General features: G+C 63.0%; 29 protein-coding genes, 1 other RNA gene and 2 pseudogenes. 12 read left to right on the top strand and 20 right to left on the bottom strand.

The window, feature by feature from the left end:
- Window positions 1-13 precede the first annotated feature (13 nt).
- The gene (locus KW825_RS07630; RefSeq protein ID WP_218328823.1) at window positions 14-832 is read right to left on the bottom strand and encodes an AraC family transcriptional regulator; all 819 of its coding nucleotides are present in this window, start codon (window positions 830-832) and stop codon (window positions 14-16) included.
- A gap of 190 nt (window positions 833-1,022) precedes the next feature.
- On the opposite strand from KW825_RS07630, the pseudogene KW825_RS20740 reads away from it, so the two are divergent.
- Window positions 1,023-1,124: pseudogene (locus tag KW825_RS20740) on the top strand (IS5/IS1182 family transposase); the annotation flags it as partial.
- 297 nt (window positions 1,125-1,421) lie between these two features.
- A complete protein-coding gene (locus KW825_RS07625; protein WP_218328822.1) occupies window positions 1,422-1,739 on the top strand; it encodes a hypothetical protein in 318 nt (105 codons plus the stop codon).
- Here KW825_RS07625 and KW825_RS20735 read toward each other — a convergent pair.
- Window positions 1,713-1,841, bottom strand: a pseudogene (locus KW825_RS20735) (integrase); the annotation flags it as partial. The gene KW825_RS07625 and the pseudogene KW825_RS20735 sit on opposite strands and share 27 nt — an antisense overlap.
- Window positions 1,842-1,845: 4 nt before the next feature.
- Between KW825_RS20735 and KW825_RS07620 the strand changes: the two are divergent.
- Together KW825_RS07620 and KW825_RS07615 are read left to right on the top strand one after the other, a co-directional pair.
- The gene (locus tag KW825_RS07620; protein ID WP_256353803.1) at window positions 1,846-2,280 is read left to right on the top strand and encodes a hypothetical protein; all 435 of its coding nucleotides are present in this window, start codon (window positions 1,846-1,848) and stop codon (window positions 2,278-2,280) included.
- A complete protein-coding gene (locus tag KW825_RS07615; RefSeq protein WP_218328821.1) occupies window positions 2,277-2,498 on the top strand; it encodes a hypothetical protein in 222 nt (73 codons plus the stop codon). The genes KW825_RS07620 and KW825_RS07615 overlap by 4 nt, the downstream gene beginning before the upstream one ends.
- Before the next feature lie 316 nt (window positions 2,499-2,814).
- Here the strand turns inward: KW825_RS07615 and ssrA are convergent.
- Both ssrA and smpB read right to left on the bottom strand, forming a co-directional pair.
- Window positions 2,815-3,174: a transfer-messenger RNA gene (gene ssrA / locus KW825_RS07610) on the bottom strand.
- A 122-nt stretch (window positions 3,175-3,296) separates the two neighbouring features.
- Entirely contained in the window at window positions 3,297-3,785 is a 489-nt protein-coding gene (gene smpB / locus KW825_RS07605) for an SsrA-binding protein SmpB (RefSeq protein ID WP_042652537.1), read from the bottom strand.
- Window positions 3,786-4,126: 341 nt separating this feature from the next.
- On the opposite strand from smpB, the gene KW825_RS07600 reads away from it, so the two are divergent.
- Together KW825_RS07600 and KW825_RS07595 are read left to right on the top strand one after the other, a co-directional pair.
- On the top strand, window positions 4,127-4,561 hold the full coding sequence (locus KW825_RS07600; protein WP_218328820.1) for an SRPBCC family protein: 435 nt from the start codon (window positions 4,127-4,129) through the stop codon (window positions 4,559-4,561).
- A complete protein-coding gene (locus KW825_RS07595; RefSeq protein WP_218328819.1) occupies window positions 4,554-4,913 on the top strand; it encodes an RnfH family protein in 360 nt (119 codons plus the stop codon). The genes KW825_RS07600 and KW825_RS07595 overlap by 8 nt, the downstream gene beginning before the upstream one ends.
- A gap of 88 nt (window positions 4,914-5,001) precedes the next feature.
- Here the strand turns inward: KW825_RS07595 and KW825_RS07590 are convergent, their stop codons facing one another.
- The 3 genes from KW825_RS07590 to yiaY all read right to left on the bottom strand — a co-directional run bounded on the left by KW825_RS07590 (window position 5,002) and on the right by yiaY (window position 7,321).
- Window positions 5,002-5,637 carry an NAD(P)H-binding protein gene (locus KW825_RS07590; protein ID WP_218328818.1) on the bottom strand — a complete coding sequence of 212 codons (636 nt, stop codon included), beginning with the start codon at window positions 5,635-5,637 and terminating at the stop codon, window positions 5,002-5,004.
- Between the two features lie 58 nt (window positions 5,638-5,695).
- Window positions 5,696-6,034: an outer membrane protein assembly factor BamE gene (locus KW825_RS07585; RefSeq protein ID WP_005325779.1), complete on the bottom strand. Its 339-nt coding sequence runs from the start codon at window positions 6,032-6,034 to the stop codon at window positions 5,696-5,698.
- A gap of 135 nt (window positions 6,035-6,169) precedes the next feature.
- Window positions 6,170-7,321, bottom strand: a complete 1,152-nt coding sequence (gene yiaY, locus KW825_RS07580; RefSeq protein ID WP_218328817.1) for an L-threonine dehydrogenase — start codon at window positions 7,319-7,321, stop codon at window positions 6,170-6,172.
- A gap of 392 nt (window positions 7,322-7,713) precedes the next feature.
- On the opposite strand from yiaY, the gene udp reads away from it, so the two are divergent.
- Complete coding sequence (gene udp, locus KW825_RS07575) at window positions 7,714-8,469, top strand: uridine phosphorylase (protein WP_042651303.1); 756 nt, start codon at window positions 7,714-7,716, stop codon at window positions 8,467-8,469.
- 118 nt (window positions 8,470-8,587) lie between these two features.
- On the opposite strand, the gene KW825_RS07570 is transcribed toward udp, so the two are convergent.
- Window positions 8,588-9,286 (bottom strand): RluA family pseudouridine synthase, encoded by a 699-nt coding sequence (locus KW825_RS07570; RefSeq protein WP_218328816.1) that lies wholly within the window; start codon window positions 9,284-9,286, stop codon window positions 8,588-8,590.
- Between the two features lie 206 nt (window positions 9,287-9,492).
- Here KW825_RS07570 and rihA point away from each other — a divergent pair, with 206 nt between their 5' ends.
- Together rihA and KW825_RS07560 are read left to right on the top strand one after the other, a co-directional pair.
- The gene (rihA, locus tag KW825_RS07565; RefSeq protein ID WP_218328815.1) at window positions 9,493-10,428 is read left to right on the top strand and encodes a pyrimidine-specific ribonucleoside hydrolase RihA; all 936 of its coding nucleotides are present in this window, start codon (window positions 9,493-9,495) and stop codon (window positions 10,426-10,428) included.
- Window positions 10,429-10,457: 29 nt separating this feature from the next.
- Window positions 10,458-10,928 carry a hypothetical protein gene (locus tag KW825_RS07560; RefSeq protein ID WP_218328814.1) on the top strand — a complete coding sequence of 157 codons (471 nt, stop codon included), beginning with the start codon at window positions 10,458-10,460 and terminating at the stop codon, window positions 10,926-10,928.
- Between the two features lie 95 nt (window positions 10,929-11,023).
- On the opposite strand, the gene KW825_RS07555 is transcribed toward KW825_RS07560, so the two are convergent.
- Together KW825_RS07555 and KW825_RS07550 are read right to left on the bottom strand one after the other, a co-directional pair.
- Window positions 11,024-11,320: a helix-turn-helix domain-containing protein gene (locus tag KW825_RS07555; protein ID WP_042651307.1), complete on the bottom strand. Its 297-nt coding sequence runs from the start codon at window positions 11,318-11,320 to the stop codon at window positions 11,024-11,026.
- Between the two features lie 88 nt (window positions 11,321-11,408).
- Window positions 11,409-11,939, bottom strand: a complete 531-nt coding sequence (locus tag KW825_RS07550) for a DUF1523 family protein (RefSeq protein WP_042651308.1) — start codon at window positions 11,937-11,939, stop codon at window positions 11,409-11,411.
- 408 nt (window positions 11,940-12,347) lie between these two features.
- Here KW825_RS07550 and KW825_RS07545 point away from each other — a divergent pair, with 408 nt between their 5' ends.
- On the top strand, window positions 12,348-12,980 hold the full coding sequence (locus tag KW825_RS07545; protein WP_218328813.1) for a LysE family translocator: 633 nt from the start codon (window positions 12,348-12,350) through the stop codon (window positions 12,978-12,980).
- A gap of 74 nt (window positions 12,981-13,054) precedes the next feature.
- Here the strand turns inward: KW825_RS07545 and KW825_RS07540 are convergent, their stop codons facing one another.
- From KW825_RS07540 to KW825_RS07510, 7 genes are all read right to left on the bottom strand, one after another.
- Window positions 13,055-14,158 (bottom strand): beta-N-acetylglucosaminidase domain-containing protein, encoded by a 1,104-nt coding sequence (locus tag KW825_RS07540; protein WP_218328812.1) that lies wholly within the window; start codon window positions 14,156-14,158, stop codon window positions 13,055-13,057.
- 54 nt (window positions 14,159-14,212) lie between these two features.
- Window positions 14,213-15,940: a potassium/proton antiporter gene (locus KW825_RS07535; RefSeq protein ID WP_218290055.1), complete on the bottom strand. Its 1,728-nt coding sequence runs from the start codon at window positions 15,938-15,940 to the stop codon at window positions 14,213-14,215.
- Window positions 15,941-16,232: 292 nt separating this feature from the next.
- A complete protein-coding gene (locus KW825_RS07530; protein ID WP_005325762.1) occupies window positions 16,233-16,379 on the bottom strand; it encodes a hypothetical protein in 147 nt (48 codons plus the stop codon).
- 100 nt (window positions 16,380-16,479) lie between these two features.
- Complete coding sequence (locus KW825_RS07525) at window positions 16,480-17,172, bottom strand: M15 family metallopeptidase (protein WP_218328811.1); 693 nt, start codon at window positions 17,170-17,172, stop codon at window positions 16,480-16,482.
- A gap of 34 nt (window positions 17,173-17,206) precedes the next feature.
- Window positions 17,207-18,334 carry a succinyl-diaminopimelate desuccinylase gene (dapE, locus tag KW825_RS07520; RefSeq protein WP_218328810.1) on the bottom strand — a complete coding sequence of 376 codons (1,128 nt, stop codon included), beginning with the start codon at window positions 18,332-18,334 and terminating at the stop codon, window positions 17,207-17,209.
- 22 nt (window positions 18,335-18,356) lie between these two features.
- On the bottom strand, window positions 18,357-18,707 hold the full coding sequence (locus KW825_RS07515) for an ArsC family reductase (protein WP_218290059.1): 351 nt from the start codon (window positions 18,705-18,707) through the stop codon (window positions 18,357-18,359).
- A gap of 197 nt (window positions 18,708-18,904) precedes the next feature.
- Window positions 18,905-19,219, bottom strand: a complete 315-nt coding sequence (locus KW825_RS07510; protein ID WP_042651315.1) for a hypothetical protein — start codon at window positions 19,217-19,219, stop codon at window positions 18,905-18,907.
- 285 nt (window positions 19,220-19,504) lie between these two features.
- On the opposite strand from KW825_RS07510, the gene dcuC reads away from it, so the two are divergent.
- Window positions 19,505-20,881 (top strand): C4-dicarboxylate transporter DcuC, encoded by a 1,377-nt coding sequence (gene dcuC, locus KW825_RS07505; RefSeq protein ID WP_218328809.1) that lies wholly within the window; start codon window positions 19,505-19,507, stop codon window positions 20,879-20,881.
- 87 nt (window positions 20,882-20,968) lie between these two features.
- Window positions 20,969-22,108 carry a M20 family metallopeptidase gene (locus tag KW825_RS07500; protein ID WP_218328808.1) on the top strand — a complete coding sequence of 380 codons (1,140 nt, stop codon included), beginning with the start codon at window positions 20,969-20,971 and terminating at the stop codon, window positions 22,106-22,108.
- A 53-nt stretch (window positions 22,109-22,161) separates the two neighbouring features.
- Here the strand turns inward: KW825_RS07500 and KW825_RS07495 are convergent, their stop codons facing one another.
- From KW825_RS07495 to KW825_RS07485, 3 genes are all read right to left on the bottom strand, one after another.
- Complete coding sequence (locus tag KW825_RS07495; protein ID WP_218328807.1) at window positions 22,162-22,836, bottom strand: adenine nucleotide alpha hydrolase; 675 nt, start codon at window positions 22,834-22,836, stop codon at window positions 22,162-22,164.
- A gap of 163 nt (window positions 22,837-22,999) precedes the next feature.
- Window positions 23,000-24,343 (bottom strand): anaerobic C4-dicarboxylate transporter, encoded by a 1,344-nt coding sequence (locus KW825_RS07490; protein ID WP_042651319.1) that lies wholly within the window; start codon window positions 24,341-24,343, stop codon window positions 23,000-23,002.
- Between the two features lie 348 nt (window positions 24,344-24,691).
- The gene (locus KW825_RS07485) at window positions 24,692-25,300 is read right to left on the bottom strand and encodes a TetR/AcrR family transcriptional regulator (protein ID WP_218328806.1); all 609 of its coding nucleotides are present in this window, start codon (window positions 25,298-25,300) and stop codon (window positions 24,692-24,694) included.
- Window positions 25,301-25,357 lie beyond the last annotated feature (57 nt).

Below are 25,357 nucleotides of genomic sequence, written 5' to 3'. Positions count from 1 at the left end.
CACCGGCGGCGCGTCAATTCCCCCGGCGCAGCAACTGCCGGTACTGGCGTGGAGACAGGCCTGTCAGGGCACGAAACTGCCGCGACAGGGCGCTCTGATCGCAAAAACCGCACCGCAATGCGATGTCAGCGATGGCTATATCGCTGCCCTTTAGCCAGTTGATCGCGATGTCGATGCGAGTCTTGGTGATGAACTGGCCGGCGGAGAGCTGGAAGATTCGCTTCATGCGCCGCTCAAACTGGGCGACCGATACTCCGGCCCGTCGTGCCAGCGATTCAATGCGCAAGGGGGCGGGATAATGGGTCAGGATGTGATCGACCGCCTCGACGAAGCGAGCGTCGATGAATCCGGCCCGGCTCGGCTCGTGCAGATCGCGTGACATGCATACCAGGCCTATGATGGCGCCACCGGAGTCGCGCAGCGGCTCCTTGTTGGTCAGGCACCAGCCGGGGCTGCGGTCGTTAAACAGGGTCAGATCGAGATTGTCCACTACGGGCTCACCGGTGTCGAACAGACGCAGGTCCTGGGCCTGGTAGCGCACGGCCATGTGGGGCGGGAAGATCTCGTGGGCCGTCTTGCCGATGGCGTCATGCCGGCTCGCCAGGCCACAGCGCTCAGTACAGGACTCGCTGATGCTCACATAGCGGCCAGCCCTGTCCTTGATGGAGAAGACAATGTCCGGGGCCCGATCGAACAGGGTCTCGAGGCACCGCGCGTCGGGCAGCGCCCGAAAAAACTGCTGCCGCCAGGTATCCAAATCGGCGTGCAGATGCCCCGGGCTGGGTTTTTTGGGGGGCAGCCGTGCCGCAAGGGCGCTGGGAGTCTCTCTCATCGTCCATATCCTTGTCTGTGTGTCCATACGAATCTCTCCAGCCAGTGTAGCAACCTCCGGTATGGGCTGCCCCGCCCTGTGCCATATCCGGATTGCACACTCAGTTGCCACCGTCGTCCGGCATTGTCAGGTTGTTTAGAGCCGCTAACAAAACCGAGTTGATTCGAATGATGCCAACCCCAACATAGGCGGCATGACATGCTGGCGACGCCTTCATGAAGCCTTGCTGACCGAGTTACACCAAGCGGCTCACATCGACTGGAGTAGAGCAAGCATTGATGGAACAAGCGTCAAACAAAGATGAAAGAATGAAAAGAGGTAGAGAGGGTAGACAGTGGGTAGAGAGTAAATAATTACTGTCTACCTCTCTATATCCCTTATACAGCAAGGCTTTGAGAGCCTTAGGTAGGCAAGGTAGAGAGACTTTTCAAAAAGTCCTACGTATGGGGGAATCAGATAAAAGGGTGCCGCACTGGGTGCCTCTTGGTGTCTGCTGGCTGGTGCTTGGGATTCGCTGGTTTCGTCATGACTCTTGGCTGTCCTACCAAGGGTACTCACAGGCGGAGTACCCATTTCGCCGTTTAGGTGATTGAGTATCGATGTGGTGCCGGCGCTCATGGTGGCCTCGCAGCTCATGGGCCAGGGAGTGATCATCACCGTTCACCACCATGTGCCGCAGCATCAGCAAGGCATAGGCCTGCCCCTGCTGCGCCCCGGCGTTTTCCAGGTGAGCGGCCACGATGTTGTTCTGAATAGCCATCATCAGCGAGTCAGCAGCAAGGGGGATCTGGATCCCAAGGTGGGTAACCAATGGTTTGTAAAGTTCCTTGCCTCCACAAGCCCACAAGAACAGGTGAACATACCCCAAGAATTGGACTATTTGAAAAGTCAGAAGGATACTGCCTAGCGAGCGCAAGCCGTGGGCCACAAGTCGCTCGCCGTAGCCCAGTCGCTTAAGGGCAGCATTCGCGCTCTGGTCGTTGATATGACCGAGCGGATCACGGTATCCGACCGTGCCTTGGCTGCTCGATACTGCCCTGGCCGATGTGGCCATCCCCCGCGCCATCATCACGACGCTAGGCAGTGACTTCCAACCGGGGCAGGCAGCCAACGGGATATGGGTCAGCGGTGGCCATCAGGGCATCAGTGCGCGGGTGCTGCGGCAGGGTACGGCGGGCGAGCGGCAGGCGCCGACCATCACCCACCCGCTGGTGTGCGATGTGTTGGCGGCCCGAGCCCAGGGCGTAGTAGCCCTGGCCAAGACCCTGCCGAGGCGCACCCAGACCATCGAGCTGCCACTGTCGGCAGATACGGGTCTCATCCTGCCGGGGGCGCTGCTCGCGGTGGATGGCAGGAAGGGCTACAACCGGGGCGTCAGGGTCTCTGCTGCGCTGCAGAACAGGGCCATGACGGTGCGCCAGCAACTGAGCGTGGAGCGTTTTGTATGAACCTGTTTAAGCGATTCATGGAGCTGGTGCCCAGCGCCGACCCACTGCTGGTCGGTACCGTCACGGCGACGTCCGGTACTAGCACCACGTTGGAGGCGTTGGGTGGTGGCGTGGTGGTAGCGAGGGGAGGGGTGGCCATTGGCCAGAAGGCATTTTACCAAGCGGGTACGATAGTGGGCTCTGCATCGGGCCTACCCACCTATGAAATCGAGGTTTAACCCCCTGTTAAACGTCTTTCAAACTCGGTGATTCTGAATCCGCCAAGTTTGATAAATGTGGCCTGAGCTCTGTTTGTCGTTTTACCCGGAATGGTTTTTCATTTTTCGCGGCGGGCTACACGTCTCGCGCGTCTTCTTGTTCATCTTATCTCTTAGTACCACTGAATTTAGTACTTCAGCCCTTGTGGTACTCATAATGGTACTAAACAAGCTGGCTCCTGGCGACTCCCTCGGACTTTTTCGGACAACAAAAAACCCGCAAAGCCTTACGCTGTGCGGGTTTCTGTACTTCTTCGTTCCCGGCCGGAACATTGTTTGGTGGAGCTGGGGGGATTTGAACCCCCGTCCAAAATTACTACATCCTCGGTACTACATGCTTAGTCACTCTTTACATTCGCCAACACGCTGCGGAGAGACACGCCACGCATTGACTAGCTCGATTGGTTTTAATGCTTCCGCCCCGAGCAGGACTTCCACACGATCCTGTGAAGGATGACCTTCCGATTCCCTAGGACACAGGCAAGCTAGGGTAGAAGGGCTCAGCGCAGGTTATTAAGCTGCGAGTGCGTAGTTTTCGTCGTTTGCGACTATTTTTTTGCGGTTTGTTAACGAGGCCTACCGCACCTCGGCATGCACCTTGGGTTTCGTGAATCTTGTCGAATCCAGAATCAGCCCCAAGTTGTCAAAAGCGATTGTACGCAAAAATCCTGTCATGGCAAGGCGTTGATGGCAATCGACCGGCCAAGGCCGGTCGATTGCTGGTTTATTGGGCGCCGCGCGGGCACCCGCGACTCGCCATCAGCCGCGGTTCTTGTTCTTCATGATGCGGGCTTTTTCTCTATCCCATTCGCGGGCCTTGGTGTCTTCCCGCTTGTCGTGTTCTTTCTTGCCCTTCACCAGGCCGATCTCGACCTTGACCCAGCACTCTTTCCAGTACAGCGCCAGCGGCACTATGGTGTAGCCCTGGCGGGCGGTCAGGCTCTCCAGCTTGTCGAGTTCACGACGGCTCAGCAGCAGTTTGCGGGTGCGGGTCGGGTCACACACCACGTGGCTGGAGGCGGCATTCAGCGGCAGGAAGGTGGAGCCGAACAGGAAGGCCTCGCCCTGCAGGAAGATGACATAGGCTTCGCTGATGTTGGCCTTGCCCGCCCGCAGGGACTTGACTTCCCACCCTTGCAGGGACAGACCGGCTTCCACGCGCTCTTCGATGAAGTACTCGTGGCGGGCGCCTCTGTTGAGTGCAATGGTGCTGGACCCGGCTTTGTTTTTACTGTTTTTTTTGCTCATGACGGGGGCCTTCGGCAATGTTGATGAAGGCGCATTATACGTGGGTGGCGGCGGCTGTAAAACGCGCAACCGCTCGAGTGGTGGCTTTGTGAGCAGTTATGGAACGATTTTGGCTGGCAGGGTGATGGGAACCAGGGTGACCGTGGCTGCAAAGCGCACCCTGGCTCAGGTGATGGCGCCCTGAGCCGCTTCGAAATAATGTGGGCTGGCGGGGTGATCTGAAGGTGGGGGGAGCGGTTGCACAACACACAAATTGCGCGAGTGACGGCTTTGTGAACGGTTTCGGCGGTGATTTTGGCTGACAAGGTGATAAAATCGGTCCGATTGGATGAGGAAAGCCCATGCCCCGTATTACTCGCAGTGCCCTGGTGATGTTCAGTGCCGAACAAATGTTCCGGCTGGTCAACGATGTTCACGCTTACCCCGAGTTCCTGCCCGGTTGTGTCGGCAGCCGCGTCCACGAGACCGGCGAGGACTACATGACGGCCTCGGTCGATGTGGCCAAGGCGGGTATTGCCAAGACCTTTACCACCCGCAATCTGCTCGATACCAACCGCGCCATCAAGATGGAGCTGGTGGAAGGCCCCTTCAAGACGCTGGCGGGCTGGTGGACCTTCACCCCGCTGGATGTGGATGCTTGCAAGGTGGAGTTCGATCTCGACTTCGAATTCACCTCCAAGCTGATCGAGCTGGCCTTTGGCCAGATCTTCCGCGATCTGGTGGGCTCCATGGTGCTCGCCTTCTCCAACCGCGCCAAGGTGGTCTACGGTGTCTGATCTGCTCAATATCGAAGTCGCCTACGCCCTGCCCGAGCGGCAAACCGTGCTGCGCATCCGGGTCGCCCCCGGCACCAGCGTGCTGGCCGCCATCGAGCAGTCCGGCATAGTGCAGAAGCACCCGGAGATCGATCTCGCGGTCAACAAGTTCGGCATCTACAGCCGTCCGGTCAAGGGCTTCGAGCCGGTGCAGGATGGCGATCGCGTCGAGATCTACCGCCCGCTCATCGCCGATCCGAAAGAGATGCGCAAGAAGCGGGCCGAGAAGGCCAAGGAAGAGGGGCGTGCCGATGTGGTCACCGGCGGACGGCCCGACGTCCACCGCAAGCGGGACGATGGCGAATCGACCTGATGCGGGGAAGACCGAGCAATGAAAAGAGGCGCCATGGCGCCTCTTTGCTATTGGATGTTTTACCACAGGGGCTGCACTGGCCTGGGCCTTACAGGGTTAGCAGCCGCTCGTTCTGCACTATCTCTACCCCCTGCGCCTGATAGGCCAGCACCGTCATGGCGTGGGCCACCTGACTCGCCTCTATGGCCCGCCAGCGCTTGAGGGGTCCCCGCAGCAGCGGCCTGAGCAGCGGATAGATGGCCTGAATGACTTGCTCGGACTTGCGCGGCGGTTGGCGATGGCCAAGCAACATGGCGGGGCGCACCAGCACGAGCCGTTGCCACTCTTGCGCCAGCAAGGCCTGCTCCATCTGCCCCTTGGTGCGGGGATAGAGGGCGGGGGAGCGGGCATTGGCCCCCAGGCTGGAGACGACCAGCAGGCGGCGGCAACCGTGGCGACGGGCGAGGGCGGCGAAGGCCAGCACATAGTCGTGATCGACCCGGCGAAACGCCTCGTCGGAGCCGGCCTCCTTGCGGGTGGTACCGAGGCAGCAGAAGGCGAGATCGATGGGGGTGGGCAGCTCGAGCCTGTCCAGCCGCTCGAAGTCCACCGGCAGCCAGTGGCTGCCGGGGGCCGCTTCTCCCGCCTTGCGACAGAGCAGGGTCAGCTGATGCTCTGGGCCGAGCTGGCGGACCAACGCCTGCCCAATCAGGCCGGTTGCCCCCGCGATCAGGATCTGGCTCATGCTTGCCTCCTCATGACGCAGATAGAACAAAACCGGCCTTGGCCGGTTTTGTGGGATATCAGAGCGGGGTGGTGAAGGCTGCGGGCAGCGGGAAGTCTCCCGTGGCGGTTGCCAGCCTGTCCCCCACGAAGTTCAGGGTCAGCTCCTTGCGTTCCTTGTCACCACGCCCCGGTTGGAACTCATAGAGATAATACCAGGTGTTGGGGTCAAAGCCGTCGCGCAGCATGGGAGAACCCAGCACGAACTCGACCTGCTCGCGGGTCATGCCCTGGCGCAGTTTATCGACCTGTTTTTGTTCCACGTAGTTGCCCTGGGGAATATCGATGCGATAGACCAGGCTGCAACCGGACAGGGTGAGGGCGGTCAGGGCCGCGGCAATCAGGTGTTTCATCCGCATATCGGGTTCAGATCATCCATACAGTCTTTTTAGCTTGGCAAATCATACCCACTCCCTCCACGGAAGTAAAAAGCCATTGATCCATCAGCCAATAAAAAGGGCCGCATGGCGGCCCTTGGCAGAGATGGCGCGGGTTTACATGGCGGCGCGGAAGATGGCGACTATCTCGTCGTGGCTCGCCTGCTGCGGGTTGGTGAAGCCGCAGGCATCCTTCAGGGCGTTGCTGGCCAGCAGGTCGAAGTCGTCGGCCTTCACCCCGAGCTGCTCCAGGCCGGCCGGGATCTTCACGTCGCGGGCCAGCTGCTGGATGGCGTTGATCGCGGCGGCGGCGCCCTGCTCGTCGTTCATGGCGCTCACATCCACCCCCATGTGGCGGGCGACGTCCTTGAGGCGAGCGGCACTCACCTGGGCGTTATAGCGCTGCACGTGGGGCAGCAGCACGGCATTGCAGACGCCGTGGGGCAGGTCATAGAAGCCGCCGAGCTGGTGCGCCATGGCGTGCACGTAGCCGAGGCTGGCGTTGTTGAACGCCATGCCGGCCAGGAACTGGGCATAGGCCATCTGCTCGCGGGCTGGCAGATCGTCACCCTGATTGACGGCGGTGCGCAGGTGGCGGGCGATGAGCTGGATCGCCATGATGGCGCTGGCATCGGTGACCGGGGTGGCGGCGGTGGAGACATAGGCCTCGATGGCGTGGGTCAGCGCATCCATGCCGGTGGCGGCGGTGAGCCCGGCGGGCTTGGCCAGCATCAGCTCGGGATCGTTGACCGACATCAGCGGGGTGACGTGCTTGTCGACGATGGCCATCTTCACGTGGCGGCTCTCGTCGGTGATGATGCAAAAACGCGTCATCTCGGAGGCGGTGCCGGCGGTGGTGTTGATGGCGATAAGCGGCAGCTGCGGCTTGGCGGAGCGATCCACTCCTTCATAGTCCCGAATGCTGCCGCCGTTGGCGGCCACCAGAGCGATGCCCTTGGCACAGTCGTGGGGCGAGCCGCCCCCTAAGGAGATGACGCAGTCGCAGCCATTGGCCTTGAGCATGGCGAGGCCAGCCTCCACGTTGGCCATGGTGGGGTTGGGCCTGGTCTCGTCGAACACCAGGCTCTCGATGCCATGCTCTGCCAGCAGGGCAGCTACTTGAGCGACCACGCCTATCTGGTTGAGGACATGATCGGTGACGATCAGCGCCTTGCGATGGCCATAGCCCTGGATATCGGCTGCCGCTTCTTGCAGGCAGCCCGCTCCCATCAGGTTGACCGCGGGAATGTAGAATTTGAATGTCGCCATGGTGGACTCCGATAATTAGCCATTAAGTGGTATTCAGGTGCCAAAATAACAGCGTCGAGGGAGATGAAAAGGGGTCAATGGTATCTGTTTTATAACTTTGTGGACTCGCTCGCGCTCTGGTCGAATCGTGGCGGCGAGGGCTTGACAAGGGGCGGGAGCGGGAGGAAAGCAGAAAAACGTTTTTCAGGAAATTCATCAAGTTAGCAAACGTTTTGCGCTGATTTTGTCACTGTCAATGCATGGAAGTGTGAGTTGCTTCAAGGAATTGGAAAGCGCTTTCGACCATAGTTGGCGCCTTCCCCAATGGAGGGAAACCGGCTCGAAAGTACCATTAAAGAATCATCTTAACTGCACTCTGCCACCCGCTGGTGGGGCGCAACCAGGAGTCCACTATGTCTGATGTTTTCCACTTGGGTTTGAAGAAAGCTGATCTGCAAGGCGCCACCCTGGCGATCGTTCCTGGTGACCCCGAGCGCGTCAAGCGCATCGCAGAACTGTTGGACAACCCGGTGCACCTGGCCAGCCATCGTGAATTCACCACCTGGCGCGGCGAGATGGACGGCAAGGCCGTGATCATCTGCTCCACCGGGATCGGTGGCCCGTCCACCTCCATCGCGGTGGAAGAGCTTGCCCAGCTGGGTATCCGCACCTTCCTGCGCATCGGCACCACTGGCGCCATCCAGCCGCACCTGAACGTGGGCGACGTGATCGTCACCACCGGTTCAGTGCGCCTCGACGGTGCCAGCCTGCACTTCGCACCCATGGAATTCCCGGCCGTGGCCGACTTCGACTGCACCACGGCGCTGGTCAACACCGCCAAGGAGCTGGGCTCCACGCTGCACATCGGGGTGACCGCCTCTTCCGATACCTTCTACCCGGGTCAGGAGCGTTACGATACCGTATCCGGTCGCGTAGTGAGCCGCTTCCAGGGTTCCATGAAAGAGTGGCAAGCCATGGGCGTGCTGAACTACGAGATGGAGTCCGCTACCCTGCTGACCATGTGCTCCAGCCAGGGCCTGCGCGCCGGCATGGTGGCCGGTGTCATCGTGAACCGTACCCAGCAGGAAATCCCGAACGCCGAAACCATGGCAAGAACCGAATCTGATGCCATCAAGATCGTGCTGGGCGCCGCCCGCAAGCTGATCTGATAGCACCACCACGAGTGGGGGGTGGGGGCCGTTGCGAAAGCGCGGCCCCTATCTTTATCCGTCGTTCGCCCATTGGCGCAGCCTTTCCTTCCTGCTTCTCTTTTCCCTCACGCCGCCATCAGAACGGGCTGGCACAGCTCGCCGCCATCGGCTCACCGCTCACCGGATGCACGAAGTCCAGCGCACTCGCATGCAGCATCAGCCGCGGCGTGTTCTCCGTGCCCGCCAACAGCAGACCGCCGTAGAGATCGCAACCCAGGATGGGGTGGCCCAGCAGCTGACAGTGGATACGCAGCTGATGGGTGCGGCCGGTCTCGGGGGTCAGCACGACCCGGGTCAGCGGCAGGGAAACGCCATCTTCGTTCTGGCGAACCAGGCGCTCCACCACCCGGTAGCGGGAGCGGGCCGGCTTGCCCTGAACGGCGCAGATCTTCATCCGCGGGAACAGGGCCGGATCCTTGGCGATGGGGGCGTCGATCAGCCCCTCGTCATCGGCCAGGTGGCCGCACAGCAGGGCGCCGTAGCTCTTGGTCACGGCGCGCTGGCTGAACTGATGGGCGATCGCGGCGTTGATGGCCTTGTCCCTGGCCACCACCATCAGCCCCGAGGTGCCAAAGTCGAGGCGATGCACCAGGGTGCAACCGGGGAAATCCTGCACCAGCCGATAGTGCACCGAGTCGAGGTTCTGTGGATTCTTGCCGGAGAGGCTGAGCAGGCCGCTCGGCTTGTCGATCAGCAGCAGATGGGCATCCTGATGGAGGATGTTGATCTCGGCCGCACAGGGCGGGGCGATAAAGGTATCGACGATGGCAGACATAGGGGCACGGCAGGCTGGAAACGGGGAGCGATCATACCCGAACCGGCGGTGGGCGGCGAATCCCCGTGTGCCGGCGGCGTCCATCTCGCGAAGTTCGGTGGCAAGTACTTGATAACGTGGGCATAGGCCGTTTTGTGACTCCCTCCAGAGTTAATCTGGTGGTGGCTTGCTAAGGTGTGGATCTTTTTTTGTCGTAGGAGTCCGTCATGTCACTGCCCATCATTCTCGATTGCGATCCCGGCCACGATGATGCCATCGCCCTCATCCTGGCGCTGGCCAGCCCCGAGCTGAGGGTGCTGGCGGTGACCACCAGCGCGGGCAACCAGACGCCGGACAAGACCCTCAACAATGCCCTGCGCATCCTCACCCTGCTCGGTCGCCACGACATTCCGGTGGCGGCGGGGGCGTCGCGGCCCTTGGCTCGGGAGCTCATCATCGCCGACAACGTGCACGGGGAGTCGGGTCTCGACGGCCCCAAACTGCCGGAGCCGGGCTTTGACCCCCAGCCCATGACGGCGCTTGAGCTGATGGCGCAGACGCTGCGCCACAGCCCGGAGCCGGTCACCCTGGTGCCGACCGGCCCGCTCACCAACATCGCCCTGCTGCTGGCGGCGCACCCAGAGCTGCACCACAAGATAGGCCGCATCGTGCTGATGGGGGGCTCGGCCGGGGCGGGCAACTGGACCCCGGCGGCGGAGTTCAACATCTATGTGGATCCCGAGGCGGCCGACATGGTGTTCAAGTCCGGGATCCCCCTCACCCTGTGCGGGCTGGACGTGACCCACGAGGCGCAGGTGATGGACGCGGACATAGAGCGGGTGCGCGCCATCCCCAACCCGGTGGCCCGCTGTGTGGCGGAGCTGCTCGATTTCTTCATGATCTATCATCGGGATCCCAAGTGGGGATTTCGCGGGGCACCGCTGCATGATCCCTGTACCATCGCCTGGTTGCTGGCGCCCGAGCTGTTCCATGGGATAGATTGCTGGGTCGGCATCGAGACTCAGGGAGTGCATACTGTGGGAATGACGGTGGTGGATCGCCATGGCCTGACCGGCCATGCCGCCAACACCCATGTCTTGCTGGGGCTGGATCGGGTCGGCTTCATCGACCTGCTGGTGCAGCGTCTGCAGGCATTTCATTGAGATCAGGGCGAATGGATAAGGGGCAGGGGATGTGGAAGACGACGCTGGCACTGCTGGTCGGTGCACAACTGACGGCCTGTGCCACGCCATTTGAGACGATGTGGCACGGGCTGGCGACCTGCGATCTGGACAACCTCTCTTTCGACGCCGAGCGGGGGGAGGGATCTTCGCCACAGCTCAATGCCTTCAAGCCCTACAAGACGACCGATGGCTTCGCCTGGTACAAGACCCACCAGGAGCTTCATGGCCTGCCGATCCACGGCTTCCTCATCCCGACCTCGAGCTTCGAGGTGCACGCCCTGTTTGTTGACACCCCCATCGCCAACGCCAGGCGGCTGACCCATAACGCCTATGGCAGCGAGTTTGCCGATGAGCGCAAGCACGATCTGGGGGAGGCTCCCCTGCTGCTGCGGGATCCGAACAATCCCAAGCGCTCCATCATCGACTGCACCCAGGGGGAGTCGGAGGAGCCGCTGCCGGAGGAGCCTTTCCCGGAATAGGGACAGGCGGCATGATGCCGATGAGGACACCACAGCAGAGAGGGGAGCCATGGCTCCCCTCTCTTGTTATGCGTTGCTGGTGCTGACAGCCACCATCAGGGGTAGCCCAGGGTCTGCTTGATGGTATCGAGCTGCGCCGCTATCCAGGCCGGGTTGATGGGGCCCCAGTCGCCGATCCGATAGTGGCCCTGCAGGTGGCGTGCCCCCTCGGTCTGCTCGAAGGCGCAGTGGATGTCCAGCTCCGCCAGGGCCGCCAGGGTATCCTGGGCGGTGCGTCGCGGCATGCCGGTGGCCGCCATGATGGCGGGAATGCTGTCGGTGCCTTGGCTTATCAGGTGGGCAACGTAGAGCCGTCGATAGAAGCTGGTCCGGGTCTTGCTCGGCTCTGTCATTGTCTCTCCCCGAGATTTGTCTGGCTGACCGGACAAGCCGCCATATGCCATCGCTGCAGGCCGCTGGCACCGTTTTTGCCTGAGTCGATCATATCTCGTCCTCGAGACGGTCGAAGTAACGCCAGGTGGCGATGGCGGCCTTGCCCATCACCAGCGCCCAGACGCCGAACCAGAACCAGCGGAAGAAGCTCCAGGTGGAGGCGTCAGGCTGGGTGCTCTCGATCTTGGTAACGTTGGGGAACAGGGAGAACATGTTCACGCGCCAGCCGTAGGAGGTGATGATGGCCAGGCGCTTCTCGAACTCCATGGATTTGGCCTTGGCCTGCACGTCGGCGGCATCGAACTTGAAGTAGAAGGGCCAGCCCCAGAGGGTATCCTCGTTGCGAAACACCCGGATCTTCTCACCGGGGCGCTCGGTATAGATGTAGTAGACATCCACGGTGGGGCCATCGGCCGGGTTTTTCTGGCTGATGGGGCCATCCTTGTCGGTGCGCTTCACCTCAACCCCGGTGATGGTGGCGATGGTGTGTTCCGGCAGATAGAAGTCGAGCCAGAGAGCGGAGAGCAGGGCGACGAGGCCCAGCGCGATAAAAGCGGGTTTCTTGAACTTCAGGCTCATGGGATTCTCTACGTGAGGGGGAATGACGTGCCTCTACCATACCCACATTTGCGGATGCAGCCCAGTCCCTAATGACCCCATTCATTCAAAATGTCGTTTAAAACTGGCAGCTTCCAGGCCCCCCGAGGAGGCGCCCCGCGGGCCCGGTGGGCGCGGGCTCAGCCCATCGAGGGTCGGCGGCGGCATCGACGCGGGCCTCTTTGCGCTGAGTCATGTGACAGCATCTGGCCAACCGCCTGGTGCCGGTCGCCGTGCTACCCCCTTGGTAGTGAGTGGGCGGGGATGATGGCCGCCTCGACCTGCAACCCGGGGCGGCGCAGGGCCGAAATCGGCCGGCCGACGGGTTTTTGCTTGTGTGCAAGGGGGGCGGTAGGCAAGATTGAAGCCTTGTTACCATGGAGGTGTAGTGTGTCCCACTGGATTGATCCCGCTATTCTGGCGCTGTTTATTCCCACGTTCTTCTTTGTCTCTGTGACCCCCGGCATGTGCATGACCCTGGCGATGACCCTCGGCATGAGCCTGGGGGTGCGCCGCACCCTGCACATGATGTGGGGGGAGCTCATCGGGGTCGGGCTGGTCTCAGTGCTGTCGGTGATCGGGGTGGCCGCTGTCATGCTCAACTACCCGGCGCTGTTCTCGGCGTTCAAGTACGTGGGCGGGGCCTATCTGGTCTGGCTCGGCATCCAGATGTGGCAGGCGAAGGGCAAGATGGCCATCCCGGCGGACTTGTCGGCCGGCCAGGAGACCAAGCCCCTTGGCCTGGCGCTGCAGGGCTTCGTCACCGCCATCGCCAACCCCAAGGGCTGGGCCTTCATGGTCTCCCTGCTGCCACCCTTCATCAATGCGGCCAAGCCGATGGCGCCCCAGATCAGCGCCCTGGTGATGCTGATCCTGATCATCGAGTTCTCCTGTCTGCTGCTCTATGCCAGCGGGGGCCGCACCCTGCGCCACTTCCTCGCCAAGAGCGGTAACGTCACCCTGATGAACCGCATCGCGGGCTCCCTGATGCTGGGGGTCGGGGTCTGGCTGGCGCTGGGCTGAGTGTTGCGCAATGAAAAATGCCACCCGTCTCTGACCAAGAGGGGTGGCATTTTTTATGGGCGTCTGGCTGCGCCTCAGTCGGTCAGGCAGTCCGGATCGAACACATATTCCCCCGCCAGCCAGCGCAGTATCTCGTCGACGCAGCCCTGATCCTGGAACGGCAGGTAGCGGGCCTGGAGATAGTCGTGCTGCGCCGGGGTGAGCTGGGCCAGCCCTATGTCCTGGAACAGCGACAGATCGGCCTGGATCATGGCGGAGATCTGCGGGCCGCAGGTGGCATTGAGGGAGGCGTGCAGCGCCTTGTCCGGATCGTACTGCTTGCCGAGTCGGTAGCTCATGGGCAGGGTGGCGAGCGGCAGCACCGAGAGCGCCGCCTGCTTCATGGGATTGACCGCGTGGCCCGCCACCAGATCGGCCAGCTCCGCCGGGCGGTTCTCGAAGGCGCGCAGGTGCAGGAAGCTGCTGGCCTTGCTGCCATCGTTGACCGGGTAGTTGTCCCACAGGAAGGGCTTGCGGTGCAGCCAGTCGGCGGCCTGCTTGAGGTGGGGGGCCGGGTAGTCGCTGGAGCAGACCTTGGGGCCGGTCCAGAAGATGTCAAAACGCTTGTCCAGCCCCTGGCCCAGATCGGTCAGGTAATGGGGTGGCATGGCGCCGAACACCTTCTCCAGCACCGGATCCGTCGAGTAGTAGCTGGGGCAGAACAGCAGGCGGCTGGCCTTGCTGTGGGCCGCGATGTCGTGGGCTATGGTGAGCTGCCAGTGGGCGAGATCCTGGGTATCCCCCTTCATGTCATCGAACAGCACCGCCAAGATGTCGGGCTGCAGCGCCTCGTCGATCAGGCGGACCTTCTCCAGCAGCGCCGCACGCTTGCGCGGGTAGTCGTGATGGGCGCCCATGGGGCTCAGGCCCACCCCGAAGGCGAGGCCGTTGTCACGGCACTGCTGGGCCAGGCGGCGCAGCTCCTCGAGCTGGTGCGCAGGCCAGGGCTGGGCCCAGTGCTTGCGCAGATGGCCATCCTCTTTGGGCGCATAGATGTAGAAGCCATAGCCGTGGCGAGGCAGCCACTGGGCATAGCGGGCGCGGGCTTCCCAACTCCAGCCCTTGCCGAAGAAGCCCTCGATCAGCCCCAGTCGGGGCGAGGGGGGATAGAGACCAGACAACAGGCTTTGATAAGGCATAGTGAACTCCCTTCGCGCTGAGCACTTTTTGCTAACAATGGTCAGACCGCTGTCTTAAACCGGATCTTCTTCCAAAAAGCGTACCCCTATCTTGCGAGGCTCACCCTCTTCCATCTCCGCCACCGTCCAGAGCAGACCCTGCCAGGCGAAATGGTCACCTACTACCAGATTATCGCCCAACTGCCCGGCGATAAAATCGCCGAGTGTCTGATCCGCCACCTCGCTCACATCCAGCCCGTAGAGCGGGGCGAGATCCACCAGTCTGGCGGCCGCCTCCAGCAGGAAGTCGCCGAAGAAGCGCGGGCCCAGATCCTGCTCGGGGGCCTGGCTGAACAGCTGGCCGAGGGCGGGCAGATCCCGCTCGTGACCGATGACGCAGAGGATATCATCCGGTTGCAGGCGGGTACTGCCCGAGGGGTGCAACAGCTCCTGGCCCCGGAACAGGGCGCAGATGCGGGTCCCCTGGGGCATGCGCAGCTCGCGCAGCGGCGAGCCGATGCACCACTTCTCGGCGCTGAGGCGATAGATGAAGGTCTCCCACTGGCTGTCAAGATCGATCTCCAGCCCGGAGCGGTTGATGGGGGAGGGCGGTGCCGGCACCTCGACCCGTGCCAGCCTTGAGGCCAGCGGCAGCGAGCTGCCCTGCAGGATGAGGGAGACCAGCACCACGAAGAAGGCGACATTGAAGTAGAGCTGGGCGTTGGGCAGCCCCGCCATCATGGGGAAGACCGCCAGTATGATGGGCACGGCGCCACGCAGCCCCACCCAGGAGATGAACCAGCGCTCGCGGGGGGCGAAGTTCTTGAACGGCAGCAGGCCAATCCAGACCGACACCGGGCGGGCGAACAGTATCATCCAGCCGGCCAGCACCAGCGCCGGCAGGGCGATGGGCAGCAGGTTGCTCGGATTGACGAGCAGACCCAGCACCAGGAACATGCCGATCTGGCTGAGCCAGGTCAGGCCATCCAGCACCGACAGTGTGGTGCTGCGGCTGCGCAGGGAGAGGTTGCCGAGCAGCAGGCCGGTGAGGTAGATGGAGAGGATGCCGCTGCCCCCCACCGCGGTGGTGATGGCGAAGATGAGCAGGCCACCGCTGACGGTGAGCAGGGGATAGAGGCCGGGAGCCAGCCTGGCGCTGTTGATGAGGCGCCACAGCAGCCAGCCGCCGCCGAGGCCTATGCCGGCCCCGAGCCCGAACTGCTTGACCAACTGCAGCAGCAGGAAGGCCCAGTCCAGCCCCTGTTGCTGGGTGGCGAGGATCTCGATCAGGGTGACGGTGAGAAACACCGCCATGGGATCGTTGCTGCCTGACTCTATCTCCAGGGTGGCGCTGACCCGCTCGTTCAGGCTGCGCCCGCCGAGCAGGGAGAACACCGCCGCCGCATCGGTGGAGCCGACGATGGCGCCGATCAGCATGCCCTGCATCAGGTTGAGATCGAACAGCCAGGCGGCGGCGAGACCGGTCAGGCCCGTGGTGATGGCCACCCCGACGGTGGCGAGCGACAGGGCGGGCCAGAGCGCGACCCGAAAGGAGGAGACCCGGGTGCGCATGCCGCCGTCGAGCAGGATGATGGCGAGCGCCAGGTTGCCCACCAGGTAGGCGACCGAGTAGTCGGCGAAATGGATGCCGCCGGGGCCATCCTCACCGGCCAGCATGCCGACGGCGAGGAAGATGACCAGGATGGGGATGCCGACACGGGAGGAGAGCGCGCTTAACAGGACACTGCATCCCACCAACAAGGCACCGATAAGAAAGAAACTGTTGATGGTGGTGGCATCCAATGGCGAACTCCTTTTATAGCAGAATGCAAAACAGGCACATTATATGCAGTTTGGGTCGCCTTGTGTGGCTTAATTGTGCATCGATTTGCAGTTTCTTACATTTAAAGTGCTGTTTTTCAGCGGCTAGGGATGCCGGCCTCCCGGCCAGGAATGGGGGATAAAGTGTGACGACTGGCTCCAGAGGGCGGGTCGGTGGCGTGAGACGGGGATGGTCGTGCGGGGCGGTTTGTGACCCTCCCCGAGGGGAGGGCAAGGCAGAGACCGGGGCACCAGCGGGGTCCCGGTGCGGGATTCAGTCGTCCTCGTCGTCTTTGACTTCCCGGATCTTGTCCCTGTATTTGGGCAGTTGTTTCTCGAGCTGCTTCATGTCCTTGATGGCGTTGAGAAACAGGCCAAGCAGGAACAGCAGCGGCAGGCCTATCCATAACCACAGACTCATGATGTTCTCCTTTCGTCGCGGCAGGGGGTGACGTCATAACTGACCAGGAGCTCGTCGAGCCGGGTCAGCATGGTCAATTTGCCTTCAATATGCCCCGTCTTCATGATGAGCGATTTCTCGCGTCGAGACAGGGGGTGACGTAACGGGCCAGGATCTCGTCGAGATGGGCCAGTACGGTCGCCTTGCCTTCAATATCCGCCTGCTGCAGGCAAAGCGCCAGCGCCGCCTGATCCAGTCGTTGTTCCCCGGACTCCAGCGCGAAGCTGAGGTGCCAGGGCTCGTAGGCGACGCCGCCCTGGGTCCCTGCCGGTTTGGCGTAGGGCAGGAAGAAGCCGAAGTCGTTCATGTGCTCCCCCAGCCAGTCGCTCAGGTCGCTAAACCAGCCACCCTCCTCGTATTCCCAGGGCTCCAGCGCCAGCCTGGTGTCGGCGGGCAGGCAGTCCGGATCGTAGATGTCCAGATCCGTGCCCCAGTGATGGCGGCTGGTGCCGGGCAGGGCGCTCCAGCGCAGGATGGCGTGCAGTCGTTCGGTCTCGCTCAGTTGCAGCGCGTCCAGCGGCTGGCCCGCCGCGTCCAGCAGCGGGCGTTCGCCGCGCCACTTGCCGTTCCAGATGGCGAGCTGGCGCTCGAAGCCGCGCCAGCTGGAGGCCGGCTGCAGGTTGTGACCGGCATAGGCGGCGGCGACCTGCATGTCGTTGAAGGCCGCCGCGGTGGCGGCGGTCAGGCGGTGGGGGCCGCGCCCCACCAGGATGAGGTGGCTCTCGTCGAGCCCCAGCAGTTGATCCTGGGTCATCACAGCCTCCGGGTCGTTTCCCATGGGATGAAGGTCATGCCAGCAACCGTGCCAGTACCCCTTGGTACATGTCGGCCAGCAGATCGAGATCGCTCGCCTTCACGCACTCGTTCACCTTGTGGATGGTGGCGTTGACCGGGCCCAGTTCAATGACTTCGGCCCCGGTGGGGGCGATGAAGCGGCCATCCGAGGTGCCGCCCGTGGTGAGCAGGGCCGGCTGCTGGCCATTGACGCTCTCGATGGCCCCGACGGCTGCCTCCAGCAGGGCGCCGATATCGGTCAGGAACGGCTGGCCGGAGAGGGTCCACTTCAGCTCGTAGTCGAGACCGTGGTGGTCCAGCAGCGCCTCGACCTGGCGGCGGATCTCCCCGTCGGTCAGTTCGGTGCTGAAGCGGAAGTTGAACTGGACCTGCAGCTCACCCGGGATCACGTTGGAGGCGCCGGTGCCAGCCTGGAGGTTGGCTATCTGGAAGCTGGTGGGAGGGAAGTAGGCGTTGCCCTGATCCCAGACCCTGCTGGCGAGCTCCGCCAGGGCCGGGGCCGCACGGTGAATGGGGTTGTCCGCCAGATGGGGATAGGCCACATGACCCTGCACCCCGCGCACCAGCAGATCGCCGGTGATGGAGCCGCGGCGACCGTTCTTCACCACATCCCCCACCTCGCTGGTGGAGGAGGGTTCGCCGACGATGCACCAGCGGATCTTCTCGTTGCGCGCCTCCAGGGTCTCAATGACACGCACGGTGCCGTTGATGAAGGGACCCTCTTCATCGGAGGTGATGAGGAAGGCGATCGAGCCACTGTGATCCGGGTGGGCGGCGACGAAGCGTTCGGTGGCGACCACCATGGCGGCGAGCGACCCCTTCATGTCGGCGGCGCCGCGGCCATAGAGCATGCCATCCTTGATGGTCGGCTCGAACGGCGGGGTGTGCCATTTGTCCAGCGGGCCGGCGGGCACCACGTCGGTGTGACCGGCGAAGCAGAACAGCGGGCCCTGGGTGCCGCGGCGTGCCCACAGGTTGGTGGTGTCTTCAAACACCATGGGTTCGATGACGAAGCCGAGGCGAGCGAGGCGCTCCGCCATCAGGGTCTGGCACCCCTCATCCAGGGGGGTAACTGAGGGGCGGCGGATCAGATCCTTGGCCAGTGCGATGACATCCGACATCGGCGTTCCTTAACAGAAAAGTTTAACGAGAGAAGAGGGATTGGTAGTGGTCGGCCTTGAAGCCCAGGTGCAGCTCGCCACCCAGATCCAGCAGCGGGCGCTTGATCATGGCGGGCTGGGCCAGCAGCAGGGCGCGGGCCCTGGTCTGGTCGAGCCCCTGCTTCGCCTCGTCCGGCAGGGCGCGGAAGGTGGTGCCGCGGGTGTTGAGCAGGGCTTCCCAGCCGAGCTGGCCTAGCCACAGGTCCAACTGGGCAGGGTCCAGCCCGTCGACCCTGTGATCGTGGAAACGGTAGTCGATACCGGCCTCATCCAGCCACTTTCGGGCCTTCTTGATGGTGTCGCAGTTCTTGATGCCATAGAGGGTGGTGGCCATGGGAGGTCCTTTAGCTGCGGGCAGGGCCCTGGATCAACGAAGGCCCGATTCTGGCATTGTGATCCCCTCATGGCAACGCCGGCGCCCCGCCCGGGCGCTTTTTCTGCGGGCGGGCCGCACCGACCCCCGGCCCGAGCGCCAGAAACACAAAACGCGCCCTTGGGCGCGTCGTTGCAAAAACTCTTTGATGGGGCGACTTATGGCGAGAGGGGCCACTGGTAATCGAACACCCTGGCGCGCTCCCAGGGGGCGTTGGGCAGGCTGGAGGAGAGGCCGCCGTACTTGCCCACGTCGTCCACCACTATGGTGGAGAGGATCGGCAGCTGATGCTCGGTGCAATACATGCGAATGCGTTGCAGCAGGGTACGCAGCTCATCCTGGCTGCTCTCCAGCCCGGCCTGTTTGGCCAGCTTGGAGTAACGAATGGTGGTGCGCTCCCTTGCAGACTCGATGAGGATGTCCCACAGCTTGTAGTCGCAGTTGCTGCTCTCTGCGGTGGCCAGGTTTGTCATAACTCTCTCCGGTGCGAAATGGTCGCTCTGTGTCGATGGGCATCTTGGCCAGTTCAACCACCACGGGCGTTGATCCAAAGCAAAAAAAGTGGAGGTTGTTGGCCTGGGGGCCCTGCAATGGGATTCTAATGGTTTTTATTTGGATTTAAAGGCTGCTTTTTGTGATTTATATGGAGTTTCGTGCTGTGAATGAGCGTTCAAATCATCTTTATTGATGGGGATCAAGGGGAAGACGGGACATCGCCACTAGATTTCGCACTTCGATAATCCTATCAGGAGCGCATTTTGGAACTCATATTCGTCTTGCTTGTGCTGGCGGCCGTGGTCTACGGCATCGTCAAGGATTACAACCCCCAGGCGGTACTGGCCCTGGCGGGGATGACCCTCTTCACCCTGGCGTACTGGCTGGGGCTGCATCCCATATTGCCCGCGGACAAGAGCACGGGGTTCGCCCTGTTCGACCTGTTCGAGGTGTTCAAGGGGATCTTCTCCTACCGGGCGGCGGGGCTCGGCCTCACCATCATGGCGGTGGCGGGCTTTGCCACCTACATGTCCCACATCGGCGCCTCCCAGGCGCTGGTGCGGGTGGCGGTCAAGCCGGTGGCGGGCATCGGCTCCAGCTACCTGATGCTGGCGATCTGCTATCTGGTGGCGGTCTTCGTGTCGCTGTTCGTCACCTCGGCCACCGGCCTCGGCCTGTTGCTGATGGTCACCATGTACCCCGTGATGCGCAACCTCGGCATCAGCCCGGCCTCCGCCTGCGGGGTGATCGCCACCTCCCAGGCGTTCGAGATAGGCCCGACCCAGACCAACGCCATCTTCTCCGCCGGTCAGTCCGGCCTGGATCCGACCAGCTACTTCGTCGACTACCAGATCTGGCTGGTGGCCCCCATGCTGCTGGTGACCATGGTGCTGCACTTCTTCTGGCAGCGGCATTGCGATCGGCAGGATGGCTGGGATCCGGCCCTGCATCGCGGCGATCATGCCGAGCTCGACGAGCAGGGGGCGGATGAGCTGAAGGCGCCGACCTGGTATGCCTTGCTGCCCATCATCCCCTTCGTGCTGATGATGACCTTCTCCAAGCTGCTGGTGGGCGACATCAAGATGAGCGTCGAGGTGGCCATGCTGCTGTCGGTGTTCATCGGCATGCTGTGCGAGCTGCTGCGTAGCCGCTCGGCGCGCACCGCCATGGCCGGGCTGTCGAGTTTCCTCGACGGCATGGGCAAGGTGTTCGGCCCGGTGGTGGCGCTGATCGTCTGCGCCGAGCTGTTCGCCGAGTCCCTCAAGGCCATAGGGGCCATCGACACCCTGCTGCACTCCGCCGCCAACGCGGGGATCGGCAGCGGGCTGATGACCCTGGTGATGGTGGGGCTCATCATGGTGGCGGCGGTCATCATGGGCTCCGGCAACGCGGCCTTCCTCAGCTTCTCCACCCTGGCGCCCGCGGTGGCGGCCAAGTTCGGGGTCCCCGCGGTCACCATGCTGCTGCCGATGCAACTGGCCTCCAGCATAGGGCGCTCGGTGTCCCCCATCGCCGCCGTGCTGATCGCCTGTGCCGGCATCGCCAGGGTCTCCCCCTTCGTGGTGGTCAAGCGCACCAGCGTGCCCATGGCGGGGGCACTGGTGACGGCGCTGGCGCTCAACTACCTGCTGTTTATGTGATGGCGGAGCGGGCGGCCTGGCTGCCCGCTCTCATCCTGTTGTTGACCGGCCTGCACCAAGGGTGGCAAGGCTGGCATGGAGAAGATGATGACTGACCTGAAGACTCCGTTTTCCCTCGAGACCTACCTGGCCGAGTTGGCCCCGCTCATCAACCTGGACTGCGGCACCCGCACCCCGGCCGGGGTGGCGACGGTGGCCGACATCATGACCGAAAAGTATGAAGCCATCGGCTGGCAGGTGGTGCGCCACCAGTTTGCCGCCGAGTGCGGCCCCTGCCTCGAGGCAACCAATGCGCCGGGCGCCGATCGCTACGACGTGATGCTGATCGGCCACATGGATACCGTGTTTCCGGAGGGGACCGCCGCCAGGCGGCCGCTGAAGGTGGAGGGCAATCAGGCCTTCGGCCCCGGCGTTTCCGACATGAAGAGCGGCCTGCTCTCCCTCTGGTATGCCCTGAAGGGGCTGGATCCGGCGGTGCTGGCCAAGCTCCGGGTGCTGGTCTGCTGCAACTGCGACGAGGAGATTGGCTCCCCCTGGTCCAGGGATTGGCTGGTAGCCAAGGCCAAGCAGAGCGGCTGCGTGCTGGTGGCCGAGGCGGCCCGCCCGAGCGGGGATCTGATCAGCGCGCGCAAGGGCAATGCCAAGTACCGCATCCGCTTCCACGGCAAGGCCTCCCACGCGGGCTCCGCCCTGGCGGAGGGGGTCTCCGCCATCACAGAGCTCGCTAATTGGGTGCTGGCCATCAACGAGCAGGTCAACATGGAGACAGGCACCACCATGAACGTGGGGGTGGTGCAGGGGGGCACCGGCGTCAACGTGGTACCGGACTTCGCCGAGGCGATCGTCGACTTGCGCTTCTGGAGCAACGAGGAGGCCGCCGCGGTGCACGACAGGCTCGGCTTCATGGCCAACAACCCCTTCCTGGCCGGTTGCCGGGTCGAGGTGGATCGCCAGAGCTTCAAGCCGGCAATGCGCCCCAACGGCGACACCGAGGCCCTGATGGCGCTGGTGGAGTCGGCGGCGCAGGAGGAGGGCATTGCCTTCAACTGGCTGGAGGCGGGGGGCGGCTCGGACGCGAACTTCACCGCCGCCGCCGGGGTGCCGTCGCTGGATGGCTTCGGCCCCATGGGGGGCGGCTTCCACTCCGAGGCCGAATTCCTGCTGCTCGACAGCATAGAGCCACGCATTCGGCTGCTGCAGCGGGTGCTGAGCCGGCTGGCGAACTAGGCGCCCTCAGGGGCGGGATCGGAACGGAACGGGAGGCCAGTGCCTCCCGTTTTTTATGGCCGCTCTGCGGGCAATGGCTCCTCTTCGGTCAGATAGGCCAGATGATCCTGATGCGCCACCCGCCAGCCTGCCAGCCGCAAGGGGGCCGCGAAGCCGGGGCCGTCGGTCACCATGCTGTGATACTCCCCCTGCTCGCCGCAGAGATCGAAGCCCTGGGCGTCGGCCAGTGCCTTCAGCTCGGCCAGGCTGGCTGCGTTCAACGAACGGCCCACCCAGTCTGGGGCCAGGGTGCGGGTATCGACGCAGGAGAGGTGGGCGACTATGCCGCGCGCCAGCATGCCGGCCAGCAGCGCCGCGCGGGATTGCTGCCAGAGCGGGGTGTGCACGGTCAACCCGAGCGGGCGGCAGCGCTCGCGGATCCAGTTGCTGGCGCCCCCCACGCTGTCGATGTCACCGGTCACCACCCCATCGAGGGCCCACTCCTGTCGTAGCCGGGCCAGCGCCGTCTCATAGCCCTGCTCGAAGGGCGCCTCTATGGTGACCAGCCGGTGAGGTAGACCGAGAGCCTGCGCCTGACGGCGTACCAGGGCCAGCGGATGGGCCAGAAAACGGGGCTCGGGTGGGGCAAAGGTCACCAGCGCGACCACCTGATGCCCCTGTTCACGGGCATGACAGAGCGCCAGCATGGCATCTTTGCCGCCACTCCAGAGTGCGATGACGCGAGACATGGGTTTGATTCCAACGGTGAAAGAGGGGACATGCTACCCAGCTGGCGAGCCCTTGGCAAAGCCGCAGCGGCGGGAAATCGCCGCGGGAGAGAGAAGGAGGGAGAAAAGAACAGGCCCCCATGCGGGGGCCTGTCAGGCAAGAGCGTGTCGAACGCCGTTGGTATTACAGCAAGATGGTGGTCAGCACATAGCCCAGGGCGCAGGAGCTGCTGACCCCGATCAGCCCCGGAATGATGAAGCTGTGGTTGATGATGAACTTGCCGATGCGGGTGGTGCCGGAGCGGTCGAAACCGATACAGGCCAGATCGCTCGGGTAGGTCGGCAGCACGAAGTAGCCGTAGCTGGCCGGCAGGAAGGCGATCAGCAGCTTCGGCTCCACCCCCAGCGCCAGGCCCATGGGGGCGATGGCGGTCAGGGCGGCGGCCTGGCTGTTCACCAGCTTGGAGATGAGGAACAGCACCAGGGCGTAGGTCCAGGGTTGGGCCTGTACCACGTGGGCCAGCGACTCCTTGAGCAGCGGCATGTGAGCCTGGAAGAAGGTCTCACTCATCCAGGCGACCCCGAACACGGAGAAGATGGCGACCATGCCGGCCTTGAACACCGCACCGTTGGAGATGTCACCCGGCTTGACCTTGCAGCGCATCAGTATGATGGCGCCGGCGATCAGCATCATCATCTGGATCACCAGGTTCATGGAGAGCGGGCCAGCCTTGCCCTTGATCTCGAACACGGGTCTCAGCCCTTCGTTGGCCCCCAGCACCACCACGGCGGCGATGGCGGCGAAGAAGATCCAGGTCGACCAGTAGGCTTCTTTCGGGAACTTGGTGTTGAGCAGGGTCTCGCCGCCGCCATAGATGAAGGCGCGTTGCTCAGGATCCTTGATCTTGGCCTGGAACTCCTGGTCCTGGTCCAGATCCTTGCCGCGACGCAGGCTCCACAGGGCCGCCATGATCACGCCGGTCAGGGAGGAGGGGATGGCGATCATCAGGATGTCCAGCAGGCCGTAGGCCTGACCTATGCCGTGACCGGCCGCCAGGATGGAGACCATGGAGACCACGGCCACCGAGACCGGGGAGGCGCAGATGGCCATCTGGGAGGCGACGGAGGCGACCGCCATCGGCCGCTCGGGACGGATGTTCTTCTGCAGCGCTATGTCGGCGATGATGGGGAACATGGTGTAGACCACGTGACCGGTACCGCACAGGAAGGTGAGGGTCCAGGTGGTGAGCGGCGCCAGAATGGTGATGTATTGCGGGTGACGGCGCAGCAGGCGCTCGGCAATCTGCATCATCAGGTTGAGGCCGCCCGCGGTCTGCAGGGTGGCGGCGCAGCCGATCACCGCCAGTATGGTCAGCATCACCTGCACCGGTGGCTCACCCGGGGTCAGCCCGAACACGAAGGTCAGCAGGAACAGACCTATGCCGCTGATGAGACCCAGTCCCATGCCCCCAAAGCGGGTACCCAGCAGCAAGCAGCCGAGTACCACAAAAAACTCCATCAAGATCATTCCATTACCTCGTGTGATTAATCCATCTCTGCGTCGGACCCTGGGTCCGCCATTCGCGTTGTTATTTAGCCCTAAGGGGTTAGTGGGTATTCTGCCCTCCCTAAAGAGGTAAAAAATTGAGGTGGTTCAATAACAGACCCTTTTCCGATTTAAGTGCATAAAAACTATGGATATGCCCTTGAACAGGGGCGTTCGGGAGCGTGGCAGGCAGGGGAAGAGGGGGGGATTTATTCGAGGATCAGGATGAGATGCAGGGGTCGCCCCTGTCAGGAGTCGGCAGGGGACGATGAAGGGGCGTCACAGGCCGGGGCTGGCCTGCGAGCCTGGCAATGAGTCCGGCTGGTCGGCTCAAGTGTCCTGGTTTGACTCGGCGGTGGCCGCCTCTTCGGATGAGGAGAGCCGGGACAAGAGGGCTGCGCTGCAGGCATCCAGGATCTCATCGGCCAGTGGCGACTCATCCGGACAGGCCCGTGACAGCATGATGGCCCCTATCATCTGTGCCATCAGCGCTATCCCCTTGGCGCGACGGGCCCGGGTGTCCTGCGCATCCGGCGTGTCGCTCAGGCCACAGGTGCGGGCCAGCATCTCTTCGATACCGGCCTCGAAGGCGGTTTTGACCTGGGCCGGCTGCCGCGCCGCATCGGCGCACAGTGCGGCCATGATGCAGCCATCCCCAGGGGCATCGCGGTGCTCTCTGGACAGGTAGTGCCTGACAAACTCGGGGGCATCGAGGGGACTGGTTTTCTCCAGGCTCTGTTCAAACCCGCAGGTCGCGGCCTCTGCCATCAGATCCGCCTTGGCGGGGAAGTGCTTGTAGAAACCGCCGTGAGTGAAGCCGGCCGCCGCCATCAGATCCGCCACCCCCACGCCATCGTAACCCCGCTCGCGAAACAGCTTGGCTGCGGTGGCGACTATGTGTGCCCGGTTTGCCTGAGCCTGTGCCTTGGTGACCCTCATACCCGGTCGTCCTCTGAATCATGGAAGTGGTGATCACTATACATTGATGTTGGTCAT

This window comes from Aeromonas sp. sif2433 (assembly GCF_019218705.1).
Classification (GTDB): Bacteria; Pseudomonadota; Gammaproteobacteria; order Enterobacterales; family Aeromonadaceae; genus Aeromonas; species Aeromonas encheleia.
Note: the sequence above shows the minus strand (reverse complement) of the source record. Positions and strands in the feature narration are given on the sequence as shown.

Excerpts from the sequence above, each read along its gene's own strand:
- KW825_RS07525 (WP_218328811.1), bottom strand. The coding sequence starts at position 17,172 with ATGACCCAGGATCAACTGCTGGGGCTCGACGAGAGCCACCTCATCCTG.
- KW825_RS07490 (WP_042651319.1), bottom strand. The coding sequence starts at position 24,343 with ATGATCTTGATGGAGTTTTTTGTGGTACTCGGCTGCTTGCTGCTGGGT.
- dapE (WP_218328810.1), bottom strand. The coding sequence starts at position 18,334 with ATGTCGGATGTCATCGCACTGGCCAAGGATCTGATCCGCCGCCCCTCA.
- KW825_RS07530 (WP_005325762.1), bottom strand. The coding sequence starts at position 16,379 with ATGAGTCTGTGGTTATGGATAGGCCTGCCGCTGCTGTTCCTGCTTGGC.
- KW825_RS07600 (WP_218328820.1), top strand. The coding sequence starts at position 4,127 with ATGCCCCGTATTACTCGCAGTGCCCTGGTGATGTTCAGTGCCGAACAA.
- KW825_RS07540 (WP_218328812.1), bottom strand. The coding sequence starts at position 14,158 with ATGCCTTATCAAAGCCTGTTGTCTGGTCTCTATCCCCCCTCGCCCCGA.
- KW825_RS07515 (WP_218290059.1), bottom strand. The coding sequence starts at position 18,707 with ATGGCCACCACCCTCTATGGCATCAAGAACTGCGACACCATCAAGAAG.
- smpB (WP_042652537.1), bottom strand. The coding sequence starts at position 3,785 with ATGAGCAAAAAAAACAGTAAAAACAAAGCCGGGTCCAGCACCATTGCA.
- rihA (WP_218328815.1), top strand. The coding sequence starts at position 9,493 with ATGTCACTGCCCATCATTCTCGATTGCGATCCCGGCCACGATGATGCC.
- KW825_RS07590 (WP_218328818.1), bottom strand. The coding sequence starts at position 5,637 with ATGAGCCAGATCCTGATCGCGGGGGCAACCGGCCTGATTGGGCAGGCG.
- KW825_RS07510 (WP_042651315.1), bottom strand. The coding sequence starts at position 19,219 with ATGACAAACCTGGCCACCGCAGAGAGCAGCAACTGCGACTACAAGCTG.
- KW825_RS07615 (WP_218328821.1), top strand. The coding sequence starts at position 2,277 with ATGAACCTGTTTAAGCGATTCATGGAGCTGGTGCCCAGCGCCGACCCA.
- KW825_RS07500 (WP_218328808.1), top strand. The coding sequence starts at position 20,969 with ATGACTGACCTGAAGACTCCGTTTTCCCTCGAGACCTACCTGGCCGAG.
- udp (WP_042651303.1), top strand. The coding sequence starts at position 7,714 with ATGTCTGATGTTTTCCACTTGGGTTTGAAGAAAGCTGATCTGCAAGGC.
- KW825_RS07495 (WP_218328807.1), bottom strand. The coding sequence starts at position 22,836 with ATGTCTCGCGTCATCGCACTCTGGAGTGGCGGCAAAGATGCCATGCTG.
- KW825_RS07630 (WP_218328823.1), bottom strand. The coding sequence starts at position 832 with ATGAGAGAGACTCCCAGCGCCCTTGCGGCACGGCTGCCCCCCAAAAAA.
- KW825_RS07485 (WP_218328806.1), bottom strand. The coding sequence starts at position 25,300 with ATGAGGGTCACCAAGGCACAGGCTCAGGCAAACCGGGCACACATAGTC.
- KW825_RS07550 (WP_042651308.1), bottom strand. The coding sequence starts at position 11,939 with ATGAGCCTGAAGTTCAAGAAACCCGCTTTTATCGCGCTGGGCCTCGTC.
- KW825_RS07555 (WP_042651307.1), bottom strand. The coding sequence starts at position 11,320 with ATGACAGAGCCGAGCAAGACCCGGACCAGCTTCTATCGACGGCTCTAC.
- KW825_RS07560 (WP_218328814.1), top strand. The coding sequence starts at position 10,458 with ATGTGGAAGACGACGCTGGCACTGCTGGTCGGTGCACAACTGACGGCC.
- KW825_RS07570 (WP_218328816.1), bottom strand. The coding sequence starts at position 9,286 with ATGTCTGCCATCGTCGATACCTTTATCGCCCCGCCCTGTGCGGCCGAG.
- KW825_RS07585 (WP_005325779.1), bottom strand. The coding sequence starts at position 6,034 with ATGCGGATGAAACACCTGATTGCCGCGGCCCTGACCGCCCTCACCCTG.
- yiaY (WP_218328817.1), bottom strand. The coding sequence starts at position 7,321 with ATGGCGACATTCAAATTCTACATTCCCGCGGTCAACCTGATGGGAGCG.